This window comes from Mycobacteroides immunogenum (assembly GCF_001605725.1).
GTDB classification, from domain to species: domain Bacteria; phylum Actinomycetota; class Actinomycetes; order Mycobacteriales; family Mycobacteriaceae; genus Mycobacterium; species Mycobacterium immunogenum.
Map to the genome: position 1 here is coordinate 1,710,737 of NZ_CP011530.1, position 21,002 is coordinate 1,731,738.

Below are 21,002 nucleotides of genomic sequence, written 5' to 3' on the forward strand. Positions count from 1 at the left end.
GAACCGGTGGCGGTGTGGATCGCATCTCGCCATACCCTTGACTGGTGACGACCACTCCCACCGCCAGGAAGACCGATTCGCCGATATGGACGATCGTCGTCGGTCTTGCGGTACTGGCGGGCCTGGTCGCAGCCACTATCGGTGCTCTGTCATTGACCGATGCGCTGATCGCGACCGGTCTGCCCAACCCCGGCCCCGTCACCTCCTACGGTTTGCCGTTCGTGCGAGCGGCCGCCGAAATCGCCGCCGTTGTCGCCGTCGGCGCGTTCCTGCTCGCGGCCTTCCTCGTCCCCCCGCAATCCAGTGGAGTGCTCGATGTCGACGGGTACCGCTCGCTGCGCGTTGGTACGGCGGCATCGGTCGCACTGGCGGTGCTCTCGGCGGCCATGGTGCCGCTGTCGGTGTCCGATGTGTCTGGTCAGCCGGTGAGCGATTTCGGTCCCGGAGAGCTGTGGACACTGGCAGGCGAGATCGAAACGGTGAATGCCTGGCGCTGGATGGCCTTCATCGCGGCGGGCGTTGCGATCGCCAGCCGGGTGGTGCTGCGCTGGTCGTGGACGCCGGTGCTGGTGCTCGGATCGATCGCCACGTTGATGCCGCTGGCCTTGGTGGGGCATTCGGCCACGGGTGGCGCGCACGACCTGGGTACCAACAGCCTCATCATCCATTTGGTGTCCGCGGCGCTGTGGGCGGGCGGGCTGGTCTCGCTGCTCATACATGCGCTGCGCGGTGGCGGCCACCTCGACGTGGCCGCGCGTCGGTTCTCCACCGTGGCGCTGTGGTGCTACATCGCGATCGGCCTCAGCGGAATCATCAACGCCCTTATCCGAGTGCAGCTTTCCGACCTGTTCACCACCCGCTACGGCTGGCTGCTGGTGGGCAAGGCCACCGCGCTGCTGCTCTTGGGCGTGCTGGGCTATCTGCAACGACGTTCGGCGATAACGGCATTGAACAAGGACCCGGATAACCGCCGACCGCTGATTCGGCTGGCCGGGGTGGAAGCCGTCATCTTCGCGATCACCTTCGGCATCGCCGTCGGACTGGGCCGTACTCCGCCTCCGCCGCCGGTCAACCTCAACCCGTCTCCAGTCGAGGTCGCCATCGGCTACAACCTGGACGGTCCGCCGACTCCGGGGCGGCTGATGTTCGATTGGCGCTTCGATCTGATCTTCGGAACGGCCGCCATTGTTTTCGCTGTCGCCTACGTGGTCGGTGTCCGCAGGCTCAAGCAGCGCGGCGACGAATGGCCGGTCGGCCGCACCATCTCTTGGTTGTCCGGCTGCGGATTCTTGCTGATCGCTACGTCATCGGGCGTCGGACGGTACATGCCCGCGATGTTCAGCATGCACATGGTCGCGCACATGATGCTCTCGATGCTGGTACCCGTGCTGCTGGTGCTGGGTGGTCCCGTCACCCTGCTGCTGCGGGTGCTGCCCGCGGCGGGTAAGGGCGATCCGCCTGGCCTGCGTGAATGGGTCCAATTGGCGTTGCACAGCAAGTTCTCTCGCTTCCTGACGCATCCGCTGGTGGCGACGTCGCTGTTCATCGGCGGCTTCTATGGCCTGTACCTGAGCGGGCTCTACGACGCCGCCGTCGACGTGCACGCCGCGCACCTGGCGATGAATCTGCATTTCTTGCTCAGCGGGTACCTCTTCTACTGGGTGGTCATAGGCATCGATCCCTCTCCACGGCGCCTACCGCCCGTCGCGAAATTGGGCATCGTGCTGGTCTCGCTGCCGCTGCACGCCTTCTTCGGAGTCATCCTGATGGGGACGAAATCGATTCTCGGCGAGAAGTTTTACAGCAACCTCGCGTTGCCGTGGCGGATAGATCTGGCCGCCGATCAACACATGGGTGGCGCCATCACCTGGGCGACGGGAGAGCTGCCACTGATGGTGGTGATGATCGCCCTGGTCGTGCAGTGGTCACGCTCAGACGAAAGGCTGGCTCGCCGGCAGGACCGCGCCGCCGACCGCGATGACGACGCAGACCTGGCCGCCTACAACGCCATGCTTGCGAAAATGGCCCAGCACGACGAGAAAACCCGCGGTTAGACCGCGCCGGCGGCGATGGCCGCAGGCCAGCTGCCGTGCTCGCTGATATCGACACCGGCCTGCGCGGCGGCGCCGTCGCACCCGAAACCGGTGCGCCACAAGCCGTCATCGCATTCGACCTTGCCCAGCAGCATCGGTTCGGGCAACTGCGCCAGGAAGGTGCCCAGCGCGGCGGGGGACAGACGCCAGATTTCGCCACCGATGCTCACGCCGTCTTCTTCGGATCGGGTAAGGCCTGGCTTGGGCGGTGTGGTCCGCAGCGCCGCCATCCGGTATTTCGTGGCGGTCCGGATCGGTCCGATCCAGCGCGCACCCAGATCGGTCAGCTGGAACTCCAACGGGCCGCCCTTGAGGTGCGCGCCGAACACCGCCAGCTCATGGGACAGGGCGATCGCCGCAGGCCAAACATCTTGTCCGGCAGGTTCTCCGGCGACGAGCGTGGCGATGTCGAAGGCCACCGCGTCATCGAACGCGCGTGCCAGAACCGTCACGCCGAACTGCGCGTCGCCCGCGGTTCCGGCGGGCACCGATACCGCGCATAGGTCAAACAAGTTGCAGAAATTTGTGTATGTGCCCATGGTCGCGTTGACGCCGATCGGATCGGCGTTTACCTGTTCGATCGTCGGATGCAGCGGTGCCGTTGGAACCAGCAGTGCGTCGGCACCGGCCAGCGAGGTCATGGCCCGATCGCGCAGACCCTGCACCTCGGCGCGATCGCGGACCAGACGGTGCGCGGGAATGTCGCGTGCGCCGGAAATGATCCGCGCGACAGTGGGATCCAATGAGGCTTCGGGGTGCGCATCGATGAATTCGCCCACCGCCGCGTAGCGTTCACTGACGAGTGCGCCTTCGTACAGTAGTTTCGCCGCTGCCAGGAAGGGCGTCAGATCTATCTCGACGATGGTCGCGCCGGCGGCGCGCAGGTCCGCGACGACCGCATGAAACGCGTTACGCCACACCTCGTCCAGGGCGGGCAGCTCGCGCGGGACAGCGATCGTGGGTTGTGGGGGAGCGGCCAGGCGGGTGTTGGTGGGCCAGAGTCGTGGCCCGGCCGCTGCCCCCATTGCCGCCATCGCCGCGTTGGCTGTGGCCAGTGTGGAGGCGAAAATAGTGACGCAGTCGTAAGATTCGCACGCCGGAACCACGCCCTCGGTGGCGATGACGCCCACGGTGGGTTTGATGCCGACGATGCCCTGCAACCCGGCGGGAACTCGCCCGGATCCAGCGGTGTCGGTGCCGATCGCGATATCGGCCTCGCCGGTGGCGACGGCCACCGCCGATCCCGAACTGGAACCGCCGCTGATGTATTCGGGGCGCCGTGAGTCCGGCACCGCGCCATAGGGAGAACGCGTGCCCACCAGCCCCGTCGCGAACTGATCGAGGTTGGTCTTGCCCACCACGACGGCGCCTGCCGCGCGTAGTGCCGCCACGGCGGGTGCGTCGCGTTCGGGGACGTACGCGTACTCGGGGCAGGCGGCGGTGGTAGGCACCCCGCCGACATCGACGTTGTCCTTGACCGCGAGGCGCATACCGGTCAATGGCCCTGATGAGGCCTCCAATTCGGCCGCGATGTCGTCCTCGGGGCGGAGCATGATCCAAACCGTCATGTCAAGCAAGGTACGGGTGGACGGAGTCATCGGCCACTTATCCCCAACCTGACGTTCATCCACAACGGCCGCCGCAACATGCCCGATGCCGGGCGGCGGCGTCGGTACCGGCCGGGTTACTGGAGTCGGCAAGGGCACCGGTTCGGCGGTGCGTAGCAGAGATACAGAAACAGGAAAGGCATGACATGTTCGAGACACCCGTGACCGTTATCGGTTCCATCGTGGGAGATTTGAAGCGGCGCCAAGTCGGCTCCGACGAGATGATCAGGTTCCGCGTCGTCAGTAACGCACGCCGCCGGCGAGAAGACGGAAGTTGGGTGAATTCGAACTCCCTCTTCATCAATGTCAGCTGTTGGGGCCGATTGGTGACCGGTGTCGGTGCCGCACTGGGCAAGGGGGCGCCGGTGATCGTGCACGGTCATCTGCACACCAGCGAGTTCGAGGACAAGGAAGGTAACCGTCGTCAGGTCACGGAGATGAAAGCGATCGCCGTCGGACCGGATCTGTCGCGGACCATCGCCCGGATAGAGAAGGTCGGTTACACCGGCAGACACAATGACGCCGAAGCGCCCGAGCAACCCGATTCCGGCGCCGGGCAATCAACGGCCGGGCTCCTGGAAATGGACGAGAGCAGCGAAGAGTCGGTGAACCTGCCCCTAAGCGCCTGACCCAGGGCCGACACCGGCGACCGCGCGGTCGCCTCTCACCTAGGATGGTTCGGGCAGCCCACCAGAATGGTCGTGAGCTGCGATGAAAGAACTTAGAGGAGAGGCGACAGCGCGGCATGGCTGAGTACATCTACACGATGATGAAAGTCCGCAAGGCGCATGGCGACAAGGTCATCCTCGACGATGTCACCCTGAACTTCCTGCCCGGCGCCAAGATTGGTGTGGTCGGTCCAAACGGTGCCGGTAAATCCAGCGTCCTGAAGATCATGGCCGGGCTGGACAAGCCCAACAACGGCGAAGCATTCCTGGCGAACGGCGCCAGCGTCGGAATCCTGATGCAGGAGCCGGAGCTGGACGAAACGAAGACGGTGCGCGAGAACGTCGAGGCCGGCGTCGCGCTCAAGGGCAAGCTCAACCGGTACAACGAAGTCGCCGAGCTGATGGCCACCGACTATTCCGATGAGCTCATGGAAGAGATGGGCAAGCTCCAGGAAGAGCTGGACGCCGCCGACGCCTGGGACATCGACTCGCAGCTGGAGCAGGCCATGGACGCGCTGCGCTGCCCGCCGCCCGACGAGCCGGTAACGCACCTGTCCGGTGGTGAGCGCCGACGCGTGGCGCTGTGCAAGCTGCTGCTGTCGAAGCCTGATCTACTGCTGCTCGACGAGCCCACTAACCACTTGGACGCTGAGAGCGTGCTGTGGCTTGAACAGCACTTGGCCAGCTACCCGGGTGCCATCCTGGCTGTCACCCACGACCGGTATTTCCTGGACAACGTGGCCGAGTGGATCCTTGAGCTGGACCGCGGCCGCGCGTACCCCTACGAGGGCAACTACTCCACCTACCTGGAGAAGAAGGCCGAGCGCATCGCCGTGCAGGGGCGCAAGGACGCCAAGCTGCACAAGCGCCTGCAGGAAGAGCTCGCATGGGTGCGTTCAGGCGCCAAGGCCCGTCAAGCCAAGAACAAGGCACGGCTCGGGCGCTACGAGGAGATGGCCGCCGAGGCGGAGAAGACGCGGAAGCTCGACTTCGAGGAAATTCAGATTCCCACCGGCCCGCGCCTGGGCAATGTGGTGGTCGAGGTGAGTCATCTCGACAAGGGATTCGAGGAACGCGCCCTCATCAAAGATCTCTCGTTCACGCTGCCTCGTAACGGCATCGTCGGCGTCATCGGTCCCAACGGCGTCGGCAAGACCACCCTGTTCAAGACCATCGTCGGGCTCGAGAACCCCGACGGCGGTGAGGTCAAGGTGGGTGAGACCGTCAAGCTGAGTTACGTCGACCAGAGCCGTGCCGGTATCGACCCCAAGAAGAATGTCTGGGAGGTCGTGTCCGACGGTCTCGACCACATTGTGGTCGGCCAGAATGAAATGCCTTCGCGGGCTTACGTTTCAGCTTTCGGATTCAAAGGACCCGACCAGCAGAAGCCGGCCGGTGTGCTCTCCGGTGGTGAACGCAACCGTCTCAACCTGGCACTCACCCTCAAGCAGGGCGGCAACCTGATCCTGCTGGACGAGCCCACCAACGACCTGGACGTCGAGACCCTGGGCTCGCTGGAAAACGCACTCGAGCAGTTCCCGGGCTGTGCGGTCGTCATCTCGCACGACCGGTGGTTCCTGGACCGCACCTGCACGCACATCCTGGCGTGGGAGGGAAGCGACGATAACCCCGCTTCCTGGTTCTGGTTCGAAGGCAACTTCCAGGCGTACGAAGAGAACAAAGTCGAACGTTTGGGTATCGATGCGGCCAGACCTCACAGAGTTACCCACCGCCGCCTGACGCGCGACTAGGGTGAAGTTGCGTGCCGAAACCCGGTACGCAACCTCAGCCAGGAGCGTTCTGCGTGACTGTTAATACAGGGACCACCACTTCCGAAAACACGCCGTCTACCAACGGATCTGGCGTGCCGACCATCGAGGCGCTGGCAGCTGCTTTCAGCCGCGCCCGGTACATGGGGGAGATGGATTGGGACGAGCCGCTGGACTCTGACGGGCATGCGCCACCCGCGGCCCCGCCGGTGCGAGAGGCGCTCATGCGTGCGCTGCTGCGGTTGGCCGCGCGGCGTCAGCCACACGAGATCGCGATGGCCACCTACCGCAATGGCGACGACGCGGGATTGGGCACCGCCGTGCAGTTGGTCACCGACTACACGCCGTTGCTGACCGAGTCCATCACGGTGCTGCTGCGGCGCCAGGGCGTGGCCATCGTCGACTTGATGGACCCCGTTTTCTCGGTGGATCGGGCCACCGACGGCGCGCTGCTTTCGGCGATCCCGGTGGAGCACCCGCAAAGCGACACGGCGCCCAATGCCGAGAGCTGGATTCACCTGCAGCTGCCGCCGTCCATCGACGCCGAGCGTTTGGCGTTCATCGAGACCCAGCTGCCGCACACGCTGGAGGACGGCAGCCATGTCGCCGCCGACTCCGACGCCATGCGTGACGCGGTCATCGAACTGGCCGGCGATCTGGACGCGTCGCCGGGCAACGCGCGGTTCTCATCGGCCGAACTGACCGAGGTCGCCAACCTGTTGCGCTGGCTGGTCGATGGGAACTTCACGCTGCTGGGCTACCAGCGCTGCACTGTCGAGAACGGCCGCGCCACCGTCGATGAGTCCAGTCGGCTCGGTCTGCTCAAACGCCGCGAGGATGTCCTTCCACAACTCACCCACACCGATCAGCTACTGGTGCTGGCGCAGGCGACCACGCCCACCTATCTGCGGTATGCCATCTACCCGAACATCGTGGTGATCCGGCAAGAGAACGGCGCGGGGCCGGCCATCGAGCACCGGTTGGTCGGTGTCTTCACCGTCGCGGCGATGAACGCCGATGTGCTCGCCATCCCGGTGATCTCCGACCGGGTGCACCAAGTTCTCGGTCGCTCGGACGCGACCCAGGATTCGCTGGCCGGCCACATGCTGATCGAGTTCATGCAGAATCTGCCCCGCGCCGAGCTGTTCGCTTCCAGCGTCGACAGGCTCTACGACATCGTCACCGCGTCGAGAAATATTGGTGCGCACCCGGGTTCGCTGCTGTTTCTGCGAGCCGATGAATTGGGTAACTTTGTGACGGCGCTGGTGTATCTGCCCCGTGACCGCTACACCACCACGGTGCGGCTCGCCATGCAGGACACCCTGGTGCGAGAGCTCGGCGGCACGGGAATCGACTACACCGCACGCGTCAGCGAATCTCCCTGGGCTTTGGTCCATTTCACCGTGCGCCTGCCGGAGCACAGCCCACACGCCAGCATCGACACCTCGGAAGCCAATCGGGTCCGCATTCAGGGCCTGCTCACCCAGACCACTCGTACGTGGAGCGACCGCCTGGTCCGGGCGGTGCACCCCGACTCGCCGATCGACAGGGCCTGCGCAGAGCGGTACTCGGTCATCCTGCCGGAGGTCTTCAAGGAGAATGTGCCGCCCGCCGAGGCTATCGCGGATATCGCGAGAATCGAAGGGCTGCAAGAGAACTCCATCGATCTTGCCTACGACGCCGACGAGTTGGGCACCGGCGTGCTCAGCATGTACCTGGGCGGGCGCTCGGCTTCCCTGAGCCAGGTGCTCCCGGTACTGCACAGCATGGGCGTCGATGTCCTTGAGGAACGTCCGTATCACTTCACCCGGCCCGATGGCCTGGCCGTGTCGCTGTACGCCTTCCGCATCGTGGTGCACCCGGCGATAGCGCGTACTTTCGACGCCGAGGGCACCGCGCGTCGCGCCGACCTCCTGACCCGCGCCATCGACGCGGTATGGCACGGCCGTGTCGAAACCGACAGGTTCAACGAGCTGGTACTGCGGGCCGGGCTCACCGCCGGTCAGGTCACCATCCTGCGCGGATATGCCAAGTACCTGCGGCAGGCCGGCTTCCCCTACAGCCAGGCGCATATCGAAACGGTGCTGGCCGACAACTCCCAGACCGCCCGCGATTTCGTGGAACTGTTCGAGGCTCGTTTCAACCCTGATGTCACCGATGACGCCGCGGCCGATGCCAAGGCCGCACAGGTGCTGGCGGAGATCGACAAGGTGGTCAGCCTCGATACCGACAGGGTGCTACGCGCCTTCTTCGGCCTGATCCAGGCCACCTTGCGCACCAACTACTTTGTGAATAAAGAGGATTCGGCGCGCGCCAAGGGTGTGCTGTCCTTCAAGCTCAATCCGCGCGAGATCAACGAGCTGCCCGAGCCCCGGCCTCGCTTTGAGATCTTCGTGTACTCGCCGCGAGTGGAAGGCGTGCACCTGCGCTTCGGCCCGGTCGCGCGCGGCGGCCTGCGCTGGTCCGATCGCCGCGAGGACTTCCGCACCGAGATCCTGGGCCTGGTCAAGGCGCAGGCGGTCAAGAACGCCGTCATCGTGCCGGTCGGTGCCAAGGGTGGCTTCGTCGTCAAGAATCCACCCGCCGCTACCGGCGACGCCGCCGCCGATCGTGACGCGTTCCGGGCCGAGGGTGTCGAGTGCTACCGGCGTTTCATCAGCGGCCTGCTCGACATCACCGATAACCGCGACCGCGCCACCAATGCGGTAGTGCCGCCCGAAGGAGTGCGCCGCCGGGACGGTGACGATCCCTACCTGGTTGTGGCGGCCGACAAGGGCACCGCGACCTTCTCCGATATCGCCAACGACGTCGCGCTGTCCTACGGATTCTGGCTCGGCGACGCCTTCGCATCCGGTGGCTCCGTCGGCTATGACCACAAGGCGATGGGTATCACCGCGCGGGGCGCCTGGGAGAGCGTCAAACGGCACTTCCTGGAGATGGGAATCGACACCCAGACGGAGGATTTCACCGTCGTCGGAGTCGGCGACATGAGTGGGGACGTGTTCGGCAACGGCATGCTGTTGTCCCAGCACATCAAGCTGGTGGCCGCCTTCGACCACCGGCACATCTTCCTGGACCCCAACCCTGATCCGGCGTCCTCGTGGGCTGAACGCAAGAGGATGTTCGCGCTGGAGCGCTCCAGCTGGGCCGACTACAACTCCGCACTCATCAGTGCCGGTGGCGGCGTGTACAGCAAGGAACAGAAGTCGATACCGATCAGCCCCGAGGTTCGGGAGGCGCTGGGGCTCGACAGTGGCGTCGCGGAGATGACCCCGCCGCAGCTGGTTCGTGCCATCCTGCTGGCGCCGGTGGACCTGTTCTTCAACGGTGGCATCGGCACCTACGTCAAGGCGGAGAGCGAATCGCAGGCCGATGTGGGCGATAAGGCCAACGACGCCGTCCGGGTCAACGGAAACCAGGTGCGCGCCAGGGTGATCGGCGAAGGAGGCAACCTGGGACTCACCTCGCGGGGCCGTATCGAGTTCGAGCTCAACGGTGGCCGGGTGAACACCGACGCGCTGGACAACTCCGCCGGAGTGGACTGCTCGGACCACGAGGTCAACATCAAGATCCTGATCGACTCGCTGGTCAGTGCCGGCAAGATCGCGGCATCCGAGCGGACCGCGCTGTTGGAGTCGATGACCGACGACGTGGCCACGCTTGTGTTGGCCGACAATGAATCCCAGAACAATCTGATGGGCACCAGCCGCGCCAACGCGGCTTCACTGCTGAGCGTGCACGCGCGCCAGATCGGCTACCTGGTCAATGAGCGCGGCCTGGACCGCGAATTGGAAGCACTGCCCTCCGAGAAGGAGATCGACCGGCGTGCCGCGCTCGGAATCGGTTTGACTTCACCCGAACTGGCGACTTTGATGGCGCACGTCAAGTTGGGGCTCAAGGATGATCTGCTGGCCAGTGACGCACCGGACCAAGAGGTGACGCTGCGACGCATGGTGCACTACTTCCCGGACGTGCTGCGCGAGCGGTTCGACGCGGAGATCCGCCAGCATCCGCTGCGCAAGGAGATCTACGCCACCATGCTGGTCAACTCGGTGGTCGACTGCGGTGGAATCACCTATGTGTACCGGCTCCTCGAGGATGCCGGAACGGGTTCGGTGGACGGGCTCAAGACGTACGTCGCCGTCGAAGCCATCTTTGGACTGCGCTCGTTGTGGGATCGCATCCGGCATGCGGACGTGCCGGTGGCGGTCTCGGACCGGCTGACGCTGGACATGCGCCGCCTGCTGGATCGGGCCTCGCGCTGGCTCCTCAGCTACCGGCCCCAACCTCTGGCGGTTGGCGCCGAGATCAATCGTTTCGCCGAGGGCATCGCCGAGCTGAGCCCTCAGCTCACCACCTGGCTGCGTGGCCACGATCTGGAGATCGTCACCAAGCAGACCGAAGACTTGGTGGCACTGGGTGTTCCGTTCGACCTCGCCAGTGACGTCGCCAGCTGCCTGTACGGATTCAGCCTGCTGGACATCATCGATATCGCCGATATCGCCGATCGTGACGGGGCCGAGGTCGCCGACCTGTACTTCACCCTGATGGATGATCTGCGGGTGGACGACCTGCTGACCGCCGTCTCTCAGCTGGAGCGCAACGACCGGTGGCATTCGTTGGCCCGGTTGGCGATCCGCGACGACATCTACTCGTCGCTGCGGGCCCTCACCATGGACGTGCTGTCCGTGGGTGAACCGGACGAGACCGGTGAGCAGAAGATCGCGGAGTGGGAATTCACCAACGCGTCGCGGCTGGAACGGGCCCGCGGCACGCTCGCGGAGATCTTCGCCTCGGGCGAGCCGGACCTGGCGACGTTATCGGTGGCAGCACGCCAGATCAGAGGGATGATCAGGAGCAGCATCACCGGTCCTGCATGATGGAGCCATGAGTTCTGAGAAGCCCGGGTACGTCGCGGCGGTGCCGGTCCGCTGGTCCGATATCGACATGTACCAGCACGTCAACCACGCGACGATGGTGACGATCTTGGAAGAGGCGCGAGTGCCCTTCCTGCGGGACGTCTTTGGCGCCGAGATCACCACCACCGGTCTGCTGATCGCCGACGTGCATGTCAAGTACAAGGGGCAGGTTCGGCTGTCGGATTCGCCGCTGCAGGTGACCATGTGGGTGTCCAAGATCCGCGCGGTGGACTTCACCATCAACTACGAGGTGCGCTCGGTGAACGCGGCGCCCGACTCCAAACCCGCGGTGATCGCGGACACCCAGTTGGTCACCTTTCACCTCGACAGCCAGACCCTGTTGCGTCTCACCGACACCCATCGCGAGTACTTGCAGCGCTGGACACGGCCGTGACAGAGGCCGCGCTGCGGGTGCCTGACGCCTACGACCGCAAGGACTTGGCGACCTTCCTGTCCCGTGTTTCGCAGCTCGATGAGTCGGCGGTGGTGCGACTGCGTGTGCGCGATGGTGGTCACGTAGTTGTTTGGGCCGCGACGCAGTTCGATGTGTTGGCCTGCCGTGCGGTGCGGGGCGAGCTGCGCACCCCCGATATCAGCGCGGCCGTCGATGAAGTGCTGCGCGGCCTACAAGCCCCCGACCCAGACGGGTACGTGCACACCGGATTTCCCATGGACTCGGTGTGGCGCGGTGCGCTGCCCGCCGACAGTGGATTTGAGTACCTCGACGATATTCCCGCACAGTCGGTGCTGGAACTGGCGCAGCGCGGGGGAGAGCTGGCCCGTGAGCACGGCAGTGCCCATGGACCGCCCGTATCGCTGCTGGATCAGTCGGTCGTCACAGTCAACGGAGCTGGGGGGCAGCAGGTCGATGTGCCGATGCGGTGCGTCTTCGCTTTGACCGCAATGGGTTTCATCCCAACTAACCCCGCGGCCGATGAGCCGGTGCGGGTGCGTGCTTTACCGTCATGGTTGCGGCTGGATGCCCGGTTCGGATCGGTGTACCGCAGCCGAACCGATCTATCACTGCTGGTGCGCTAGTTACCTTCTGGTTCAGACATTTATCGCCGTACCGTGCATCTCCCACACGAGTAGTTCCGCACCTTCGCCGGTGGCGACAGCGCGGTGTCCTCCCGACCGGGTGAGACGCACCGCGTCACCCTGCTGAAGTAGACCGTGGCCCTCGAAGTCGACCTGTCCCCGCGCTACGAAGACGTGGCCGTACAGGGCATCGGGGATGTTGGCTGAATGCCCGGGGTCCAGGACGGCGACATGCAGCGTGGCATAGCGGTTCCCGATTGAGATAGCGGCGTCATTGCTATACCTGGGCATTCCAGATGCTATGGGTACCAGAGTATTTCGATCAAGGTCGGCAGTAAGGTCCGATTCTTGGTAGCTCGGCTCTCTATTTATCTCATCTGGTGGGATCCACATCTGGATCACATGAAGCTGCTGGCGTTCAAGCCGTCCCGCACCATTTCGCTCCGAATGTGTGATCCCGGTTCCAGCGCTCATCCTTTGCACGATTCCCGGACGGATTTCTCCGAGGTTGCCCAGGGAATCTTTGTGCACCACAGTGCCTTCGAGTACCCATGTGATGATTTCGGTATTGCGATGAGTGTGCGCGTCAAAGCCTTCGCCCGGGTCGACGGTGTCCTCATTGTGGACCATCAGAAGGCCATGGGCGTTCCCGGCCAAATCGAAATTTCCCGTCACGGGGAACGACTGCCATGACTCAAGCCACTCGTTGCGCCAGTGCCACCGATCGGAGCTTCGGATTACTCGTACGGCGGAGTCATCCTTGGCCACGGCGCATCCTTCCGTTCGTTCCTCTGTCAATTAATGCTTGAAAACCCGAAAATTTGCCACCATTTTCAGTGACAGGTTTGCGGGCGATAACAAGGTAGGCGGGAAGTCTAACGGCTCGATCCGCATCGAGAACTATGTCTGGTGCCGCCGATCCATCCGGTAGCTGTGCGTTTCTGGCATGGATGACTGCCGGCCGGATGGAATGAATGTTCCAGTGGGCGGACACAAGTTGGTGAAGGGAATCTCTGGTGAACTGCGTCGGCAGTGTTCCGGTATGACCGGGGAACGCGCCAGAGGCAAAGGCCAAGATGTAGAGGCGTGCGTCTGCCCTTGCCATATGCAGTATCGAGCGAAGGTATGTGGCGTGCAGCTTCGGCGGCACCACATCGAGAAGTCCGCTGTCGAATATCGTCGAGAAACGATTGGCGTATCGCTTGAGGTTCATGATGTCGGCATGGATGAATTTGGCGCTGGGCAGCCGTCGCATCGCGGCAGTCAAGATTGCCGATGCGATCGGTGCGGCCGCGATGTCGACGCCGACGACTGAGTGACCCCGTGCGGCTAGTGCCAAAGAAAGTTCGGCGTACCCGCAACCGGCGTCGAGGACCTCGCCTTTGACTATGCCTTCTTGGTTGATCAGCCCTTCATATTCGGGCTGCGGTCTACCGATGTTCCATCCGGGTGTATGGCCCACTCGGTAGACCTGATCCCAGTCGATCATCTCCACTGTGTATCTCCGCGCTTCGTCTGTCGAAAGAAATCGTGCGCCGACTATTCATGCCAGAATTGATGCGGCGGTAAAGATTTCGGGTCAACTTATCGGGGACTTGCTAGCGAGTAGCTATCCCAGAAGCGGGTGTCTACGGTTCTGGATCGGCTGTGCCCATGCGTATCGGTACTCCTGGTTCCCGGCAGTCAGTTCCGGCGCACAACAATGCGCCACATGAAGTCTTGACCACCGGAGATCAATCGCACATCAGTCAAATGACTGACTGATGTGGCGGAGCGTGAGAGCTAGACGATCCAGGCAGCGGTATTACGCGGCAGCTTGCCGTTGACCAGCGGCCCGCTGGTCAGGATGACTTCGCCCGCGGGCAGATCCACCAGATCGCTGCTGACGTTCAAGGCGCACGTCAGGCCGCCGCCCTTGACGCGAAATGCCAGTGCTCCCGAAGGGCTGCCGTACCACTCCAGGCTGGTGCCCGTGAATTCCTCGCGGTTCTTGCGTAATTCGATGGCACGCCGATACAGCGACAGTGTGGAGTCGGTGCGCTCCAGCTGGCGCTCCACGGTGAAGTCTGCCCAGCCGTGCGGCATGGGCAGCCAGGTCTGGTCGTTGCTCGAGAAGCCGTAAGGGGGTTCGGTGCCCTCCCAGGGGATCGGCACGCGGCAGCCGTCGCGACCCCGCTCGGTGTGGCCGGAGCGCTCCCACACCGGGTCCTGCAAGGCCTCGTCGGGCAGTTCGACATTCGGCAGGCCGAGTTCGGAACCGTTGTAGATGAACACGGTTCCCGGCAGCGCCAGCATCACCAGGGCCATGGCCCGGGCTCGCCACTGGCCGATCTGGCCGTCGCCGTAACGGGTCACCTCACGCTCCACGTCGTGGTTGGACAACGTCCAGGTGGGTGTCGCGCCCACTGAATCCACCGCGGCAAGCGAGTTTTCGATGGCGGCACGAATCTGGTCGGCGTCGAACTCAGCCTCGACCAGTTTGAAGTTGAATCCGAGGTGCAGCTCGTCGGGCCGGACATACTCGGCGAAGCGAGTGTTGTCGTTCACCCAGATCTCGCCGACCGCAACCACATCGCGATACTGGTCGAGCACCTTGCGAATCTTGCGGTGGTACTCGTGCACACCTTCGTTGTTGAAGCGCGGGTCCTCATCGGCGATATGCAGCATCGAGGTTTCGGTGTCCTCGATGTCGGGCAAGCCCGGCGGCTTGGCCATGCCGTGGGCGACGTCCAGACGGAATCCGTCGATGCCCCGGTCCAGCCAGAAACGCAGGGTATCGGCGAAATCGTCGAACACCTCGGGGTTGTCCCAGTTGACGTCGGGCTGCTCGGGGGCGAACAGGTGCAGGTACCACTGGCCGGGGGTGCCGTCCGGTTCGGTGATCCGCGTCCAGGCCGGACCGCCGAACACTGACGGCCAATTATTCGGCGGCAGTTCACCGTTGGCGCCCTTGCCGTCCCGGAATATGTAACGCGCGCGGGCGTCACTGCCGGGCTCGGCGGCGAGTGCCTCGATGAACCAGCGGTGTTCGGAACTGGTGTGGTTGGGCACCAAGTCCATGATGACCTTGATGTTGTGCCGATGTGCCGAGGCGATCAGCCGGTGCATGGCGGTGAGCCCGCCGAACAACGGGTCGATCTCGCGGGGATTGGACACGTCATACCCGTGATCGGCCATCGGCGATTTGGTAACGGGATTTAGCCAGATCCCCTGGATCCCGAGTAGGTCAAGGTAGCCAAGCTTTGCTGAAATGCCGTCCAGGTCACCGACACCGTCGCCGTCGCTGTCGCCGAACGAGCGCGGGTAGATCTGATAGAAGACGGCCCGCGACCACCAGGGGTCGTCATGTCGGCCCAAGTAGGCGGCGGTCACGGTTCATCATTCTGCACCACGGCGGCGCTGGCCTCGAATCGTGATCGACTGTCAGAACGGCGAGTTGACCATTGACTGCGCCGCCATTTCCAGGTAGCTCCACAACTGGGCGCGATGATCGTCGTCAAGGGTGTTTCGGTCGATGGAATCGACGGCGGTACGCATGCAGCGCAACCAGGCGTCGCGTTCGATGGGCCCGATCCGAAACGGCGCGTGCCGCATCCGCAACCGTGGGTGTCCACGCTGGTCCGAGTAGGTGCGCGGGCCGCCCCAGTACTGCTCGAGAAACATCCGCAAGCGATCTTCCGCGCCGGTGAGGTCCTCCTCGGGATAGAGCGGTCGGAGCACCTCGTCGTCGGCAACAAGCTCGTAGAAGCGGGCCACAATCGCGTGGAAGGTGGCGGCGCCACCGACGGCGTCGTAGAAGTTTTCAGGGGTAGGGGCTGCCACGTTGTCCATTGTGCTGGTACCTGTGCCGACCGCGTCGCCGGGCTGGTTACGTGATGTTCATTGGATTGACCTGCGAACACTGGCCAAATTGTCATGCGAAGACCGCGGAATCGTGGTGCACTGGTGGTAATGGCGCAACACAAGAAGAGCCGCGGGCACCGGCATAACAGTGCCAGCGCTGGGCCGACCCAAAACGGGACGGCCCGAATACTGCACAGCGTCCCAGGAGTCCTTGAGAGCAGGATTCCCGGGGCGATGCCCCCACAGCAGTCCAACGACGCCGGTTCCCTTTGGGGCCGGCGTCGTGTGTTATTGCTGAACTCCACGTATGAACCGCTGACCGCGCTACCCATGCGCCGGGCAGTGATCATGCTGCTGTGCGGTAAGGCCGATGTGGTGCATGACGACCCTGCTGCCCCCATCATTCATTCCGCCACAAAGTCGGTGGCGGTCCCTTCGGTGATCAGGCTGCGGACCTTTGTGCGGGTGCCCTACCGCGCGCGGGTGCCCATGACGCGCGCCGCGCTGATGCATCGCGACCGCTTCCGCTGCGCGTATTGCGGCGGACGGGCCGACACCATCGATCACGTGATTCCGCGCAGCAAGGGAGGCGGTCACTCCTGGGAGAACTGTGTGGCCTGCTGTTCGTCCTGTAATCACCGCAAGGCCGACCGGCTGTTGGCGGAGCTGGGCTGGTCGCTGCACACCACGCCGATGCCGCCCAAGGGGCAACATTGGCGGCTGTTGTCCTCGGTGAAGGAACTGGACCCGGCCTGGGTGCGATATCTAGGGGAGGGCGCGGCATGAGTTCGTGGTGCGGTCAGCTACGGTTTGCATCGTGAGCTTCCTCAACAGCCCCACATACATCGGGATGCCGGTCTGGGTAGCCCTGATCACCCCGGTCGCCTTTGTGCTCATCGGACTGTGGACCATGCGCAAGAAGGGCGTGCACCCCGCGACCTACAACATGAACGACGGTTGGACACATGGCCCGATCCTGTGGGCTGCCGTCGACGAGAACATCGGTGATGCCCACGGGCACCACGGGCATGGTGATGCGCACGGCGCGGCGCACGCGATTGGAGGGTCCGCAAGTGGCAAGTGGTGATGTCGCAGTCAAGCCCGTCGGAGAGCTTCCGCGCGGCTGGGCCGAGACCGTCAGTGGGCGCCTCTCGGGTGTTACCGAGCCGGGCGAGCTGTCGGTTCACTACCCGTTCCCCAACTACGAGCTGGCGGAGCTTGACGACGCGCTGACCTACGGGTCACGTCAGTCCAAGGCCCGCTTCTCGGTATACATCGGCGATCTGGGCAACGACACCAACGCCGGCGCGCGCGAGGTCTTCCTCAAGGTGCCTACCCCTGATGAGGCCGTGCTGATCGCCGTTTCTCCCGACCAGCACGTCGTGGAGGTCGTCTACGGCGAGGCGCTGAAGGGACGCGGCGCCGAATCGGCCGCTGATCTCGGTGTCGCCGCCGCGCTGGCCGCCTTCAAGGAAGGCAACCTGCTCGACGGGATTCTCAGCGCGGTGCGTGTGATGAGCGCCGCCATCGCCCGTCCGTAGTTCTTCGCGCGGGTTTCCGCGCACACCGCTTTACGCCGAGCGTGAAGTTATTGCGAGGATTTCGAGTTTTTCCCGCAATAGCTTCACGCTCGTTGCATGTCAGGGGTTGAGCGCACACTGCCCGCATGGGGGAACCGTTCGTCGGCAGTGAGGCAGTCAGATCCGGCAGGCTGACGGCGCACGCTGGGTCGATGCCGCACGTAATGCGGAGGCGATTCATGACAACCGTCATCGACAGCGGGGGATTACCGTCTGGTCTGGAGAGATCGCGCCGGACGAGAGCTGCGTGATCCACGGCATGCGGGTCACTACGGCGGCGCGTACGGCTCTCGACCTGGCCTGCCGGTATCCGCGAGGGCAGGCCGTGGCCGCGATCGACGCGCTGTGCCGCGCGACCGAGCTCAAGACCTCCGAGATATTCGATCTGGCTTCGCGACATGGCGGGATGCGTGGCATCCGTAAGGCGCGTGCAGCTTTCGATCTTGTGGATAGCGGTGCGCAGTCGCCCAGGGAGACCTGGCTGCGGCTGCTGCTTCGTGATGCCGGACTTCCACCCGTGACCACCCAGATCCTGGTGCACAACGGAGACTTCGTGGCACTCGCCTACATCGACATGGGCTGGGAGGACTTCATGGTCGGCCTCGAATACGACGGTGACCAGCATCGCAGCGACCGCAGGCAGTATCGCAAGGACATCACGCGCTTAGAAATGCTTGAGGGCATGGGTTGGCTGATCATCAGGGTGGTGGCCGAGGATCATCCCGACGACATCCTCCGCCGGGTACGAGAGGCACTAGCCCGCCGAGCGTGAAGGTACTGCGGGATAAGTGCGATAAACCCGCAATGGCTTCACGCTCGGCGTGGTGGACTAAGCGCCTGCGTCGAACTCGCGGGCCCGCAGCGACCGGACGATGCCCGCGCGCCCCTCAGAAACCAGACGGCGCAGCGCCGACGGGATCTCCTTGGCCAAGAAGCCGTCTGCTGACTCCACCGCGCGCTGCGAAATGTCCCAGGACGGGTACAGGCCGATCACCACGGTCTGGGCGACCTCGCTGGAACGGCGCGCCCACACACCCTCGATGGCATCGAAGTAGCGGCCCGAGAACGGTTCCAGCAGCTCGGCCTGGCCCGGTTGCACGATGCCCGCGATCACCGAACGTGCGGTGATGTTGGGCAGTGAGTCATCCTCGATGACCTGCTTCCACGCCGCTTCCTTCACCTCGGCCACCGGGCGCGCGGCGCGGGCCTGGGCCGCCTGGCGCTTACCCGCCGCGGTCTGGTCGCGCTCCAGTTCGGCATCGATGAACACCGACGCGTCCGGCTCCAGCGCGCCGGATGCCGCCAGCGCGTTCACGATTCGCCAGCGCAGGTCGGTGTCGACGGTCAGGCCCGGCAGATCCAGCGCGGCCGGATCTGAGTCCAGCAGTGCCTGCAGCACCACCGTGTGCCCGGCCGACAACACCGAGTTGGTGAGGGCGTTGACGAAGGCCAGCTGATGGTCCGAACCCGGCTCGGCCGCGCGCGCCAGCTCCAGCAGGCGATCGGCGAAGGCGGGCCAGCCGTGCTCGCGTGCCCACTGCGGCTCCACATAGGAGCTCAGCGCGGTCTGTGCCTGCAGCAGCAGACGCTGTGCCACACCGACTTCCGATTCGGCGTGCACCCCGGAGGAGACCAGCGCCACGAAGTCGCGAGCCCGCAGCTCGGCCTCGCGGGTCATCTCCCAGGCCGCCGACCAGGCCAGCGTGCGCGGCAGCGGCTCGGCGATATCGGCGATCCGGGACAGCAGTGTCTCTAGGGACTCGTCATCGAGTCGCAGCGAGCAGTACGTCAGATCATCGTCATTGACCAAGACCAGCTTGCCGCGGGAAACACCAACCAGCGCAGGCACATCAGTCGAAGAACCCTCGACGTCCAGCTCTTCGCGATGAGTCCGCACCAGCTTGCCGTCGACGTCGTCGTAGATCCCGACAGCCAGGCGATGCACGCGGGTCTCACCGGCACCCGGCGCCGCGCCGGACTGTTTGACGGCGAACCGCGTGAACTTGCCTTCGTCGTCGACCTCGAAATCGGGGGAGAGGGTGTTCAGTCCGGTGGTCTTGAGCCACTGCGTGCCCCAGTCCGACAGGTCGCGTCCGGACGCCTCCTCCAGTGCGCCTAGCAGGTCGTCGAACGTCGCGTTGCCGAAAGCGTGCGCCGCGAAGTAGGCGCGCAGACCAGATAGGAAGTTCTCCAAACCGACATACGCCACAAGCTGTTTGAGCACGCTGGCGCCCTTGGCGTAGGTGATGCCGTCGAAGTTCACCTCGACGGCGGCCAGGTCCGGGATGTCCGCGGCCACCGGATGCGTCGACGGCAGCTGGTCCTGGCGGTATGCCCACGACTTCTCGACATTGGCGAAGGTGGTCCACGCCTCGGTGTACTCGGTGGCCTCCGCCTGGCACAGCACCGACGCGAATGTCGCGAAGGACTCGTTGAGCCACAGGTCATCCCACCAGCGCATGGTCACCAGATCGCCGAACCACATGTGCGCCATCTCATGCAGCACGGTCTCGGCGCGGCGCTCGTAGGAATACTTGGTGACCTTGGACCGGAAGACGTAATCCTCCAGGAACGTCACCGCGCCGGCGTTCTCCATCGCGCCCGCGTTGAACTCCGGCACGAACAGCTGGTCGTACTTGCCGAACGCGTACGGGGTGCCGAAGTTCTTGTGGTAGAAGCCGAATCCCTGCTTGGTTTCGGTGAACAGCCGGTCGGCGTCCATGAATTCCGACAGCGAGGCGCGGCAGTAGATGCCCAGATCGATGGTGCCGTGATCATCGGAGTATTGATCGTTCCACCGCGCGTACGGTCCGGCGATCAATGCCACCAGGTAAGTGCTCATCTTCGGGGTGGTCGCGAAGGTGTGTACGCCGTCGGCGACCGAGAGCGCCGCACCGTTGGAGATCACCTGCCAGTGGGCCGGGGCGGTCACGGTGACATCGAAGGCGGCCTTGAGGTCAGGTTGATCGAAGCACGCGAACATCCGCTTGGCGTCGGCGGTTTCGAACTGGGAGTAGAGGTACACCTCGTCATCGACGGGGTCGACAAAACGGTGCAATCCCTCACCGGTGTGCGAGTACTCGCAATCGGCCTCGACCACCACGGTGTTGGTGGCGGCCAGCCCCGGCAGCGTGATGCCCTGTTCCTCGTCGTAGCCACTGACGTCCAACTCGACCCCGTTGAGCTCGACGCGGCGCACCGTACGGGCGGCGATGTCGATGACCGTCGACGTACCCGGTTGCGCGGTGAAGGTGACGGTGGTCGACGAGTGGAAGGTCTCTTCGCTCGGACCGCCGGTGTCATTGGTGAGGTCGAGAGTGATCGCGTAATGCTCGACGTCGATCGCAGCGGCGCGGGCCGCGGCCTGGTCACGGGTGAGGTTGGGAAGTGCCACGTACCTAACGTAGCGGTTGCGGGGCGGAAGGGGCGGGAGCAAGCGCGGGGCATTCGTGCGGCATGGGAACAGGACGGCACCATGGGGAGTT

The 21,002-nt window shown here is 64.3% G+C and carries 15 protein-coding genes and 1 pseudogene; 10 read left to right on the forward strand and 6 right to left on the reverse strand.

Annotated features, from left to right (window positions below; translation table 11 throughout):
* The first annotated feature begins 44 nt into the window (after nucleotides 1-44).
* Nucleotides 45-2,054: a cytochrome c oxidase assembly protein gene (locus ABG82_RS08445; RefSeq protein ID WP_043075988.1), complete on the forward strand. Its 2,010-nt coding sequence runs from the start codon at nucleotides 45-47 to the stop codon at nucleotides 2,052-2,054.
* Here ABG82_RS08445 and atzF read toward each other — a convergent pair.
* Nucleotides 2,051-3,661, reverse strand: a complete 1,611-nt coding sequence (gene atzF / locus ABG82_RS08450; RefSeq protein WP_043075987.1) for an allophanate hydrolase — start codon at nucleotides 3,659-3,661, stop codon at nucleotides 2,051-2,053. The genes ABG82_RS08445 and atzF overlap by 4 nt on opposite strands.
* Nucleotides 3,662-3,846: 185 nt before the next feature.
* On the opposite strand from atzF, the gene ssb reads away from it, so the two are divergent.
* The 5 genes from ssb (at nucleotide 3,847) to ABG82_RS08475 (ending at nucleotide 12,094) form a co-directional block, all read left to right on the forward strand.
* Nucleotides 3,847-4,329 carry a single-stranded DNA-binding protein gene (gene ssb, locus ABG82_RS08455; RefSeq protein ID WP_043075986.1) on the forward strand — a complete coding sequence of 161 codons (483 nt, stop codon included), beginning with the start codon at nucleotides 3,847-3,849 and terminating at the stop codon, nucleotides 4,327-4,329.
* 116 nt (nucleotides 4,330-4,445) lie between these two features.
* Complete coding sequence (ettA, locus tag ABG82_RS08460) at nucleotides 4,446-6,119, forward strand: energy-dependent translational throttle protein EttA (RefSeq protein WP_043075985.1); 1,674 nt, start codon at nucleotides 4,446-4,448, stop codon at nucleotides 6,117-6,119.
* A 227-nt stretch (nucleotides 6,120-6,346) separates the two neighbouring features.
* Nucleotides 6,347-11,017 (forward strand): NAD-glutamate dehydrogenase, encoded by a 4,671-nt coding sequence (locus ABG82_RS08465; protein WP_043076115.1) that lies wholly within the window; start codon nucleotides 6,347-6,349, stop codon nucleotides 11,015-11,017.
* A 7-nt stretch (nucleotides 11,018-11,024) separates the two neighbouring features.
* Nucleotides 11,025-11,450 (forward strand): acyl-CoA thioesterase, encoded by a 426-nt coding sequence (locus tag ABG82_RS08470; protein ID WP_043075984.1) that lies wholly within the window; start codon nucleotides 11,025-11,027, stop codon nucleotides 11,448-11,450.
* Nucleotides 11,447-12,094, forward strand: a complete 648-nt coding sequence (locus ABG82_RS08475) for a hypothetical protein (protein WP_043075983.1) — start codon at nucleotides 11,447-11,449, stop codon at nucleotides 12,092-12,094. The genes ABG82_RS08470 and ABG82_RS08475 overlap by 4 nt, the downstream gene beginning before the upstream one ends.
* A 12-nt stretch (nucleotides 12,095-12,106) precedes the next feature.
* On the opposite strand, the gene ABG82_RS08480 is transcribed toward ABG82_RS08475, so the two are convergent.
* From ABG82_RS08480 to ABG82_RS08495, 4 genes are all read right to left on the reverse strand, one after another.
* Nucleotides 12,107-12,862: a pirin family protein gene (locus ABG82_RS08480; protein WP_043075982.1), complete on the reverse strand. Its 756-nt coding sequence runs from the start codon at nucleotides 12,860-12,862 to the stop codon at nucleotides 12,107-12,109.
* Nucleotides 12,849-13,583, reverse strand: a complete 735-nt coding sequence (locus ABG82_RS08485; RefSeq protein WP_078343591.1) for a class I SAM-dependent methyltransferase — start codon at nucleotides 13,581-13,583, stop codon at nucleotides 12,849-12,851. The genes ABG82_RS08480 and ABG82_RS08485 overlap by 14 nt, the downstream gene beginning before the upstream one ends.
* A gap of 293 nt (nucleotides 13,584-13,876) precedes the next feature.
* Complete coding sequence (locus ABG82_RS08490) at nucleotides 13,877-15,466, reverse strand: glycoside hydrolase family 13 protein (RefSeq protein ID WP_043075981.1); 1,590 nt, start codon at nucleotides 15,464-15,466, stop codon at nucleotides 13,877-13,879.
* 51 nt (nucleotides 15,467-15,517) lie between these two features.
* Nucleotides 15,518-15,925: a globin gene (locus ABG82_RS08495; protein ID WP_043075980.1), complete on the reverse strand. Its 408-nt coding sequence runs from the start codon at nucleotides 15,923-15,925 to the stop codon at nucleotides 15,518-15,520.
* Between the two features lie 246 nt (nucleotides 15,926-16,171).
* Between ABG82_RS08495 and ABG82_RS08500 the strand changes: the two genes are divergently transcribed.
* The 4 genes and pseudogenes from ABG82_RS08500 to ABG82_RS08515 form a co-directional block, all read left to right on the forward strand.
* Nucleotides 16,172-16,723: an HNH endonuclease gene (locus ABG82_RS08500; protein ID WP_078343566.1), complete on the forward strand. Its 552-nt coding sequence runs from the start codon at nucleotides 16,172-16,174 to the stop codon at nucleotides 16,721-16,723.
* A gap of 31 nt (nucleotides 16,724-16,754) precedes the next feature.
* The gene (gene ctaJ / locus ABG82_RS08505) at nucleotides 16,755-17,024 is read left to right on the forward strand and encodes an aa3-type cytochrome oxidase subunit CtaJ (RefSeq protein WP_043075978.1); all 270 of its coding nucleotides are present in this window, start codon (nucleotides 16,755-16,757) and stop codon (nucleotides 17,022-17,024) included.
* Complete coding sequence (locus tag ABG82_RS08510; RefSeq protein WP_162269189.1) at nucleotides 17,011-17,478, forward strand: DUF5130 domain-containing protein; 468 nt, start codon at nucleotides 17,011-17,013, stop codon at nucleotides 17,476-17,478. Before ctaJ ends, ABG82_RS08510 begins: the two co-directional genes overlap by 14 nt.
* Before the next feature lie 175 nt (nucleotides 17,479-17,653).
* A pseudogene (locus tag ABG82_RS08515) lies at nucleotides 17,654-18,289 on the forward strand (endonuclease domain-containing protein); the annotation flags it as partial.
* A 57-nt stretch (nucleotides 18,290-18,346) separates the two neighbouring features.
* On the opposite strand, the gene pepN reads toward ABG82_RS08515, so the two are convergent.
* Complete coding sequence (gene pepN, locus ABG82_RS08520; protein WP_043075975.1) at nucleotides 18,347-20,911, reverse strand: aminopeptidase N; 2,565 nt, start codon at nucleotides 20,909-20,911, stop codon at nucleotides 18,347-18,349.
* Nucleotides 20,912-21,002: the final 91 nt, after the last annotated feature.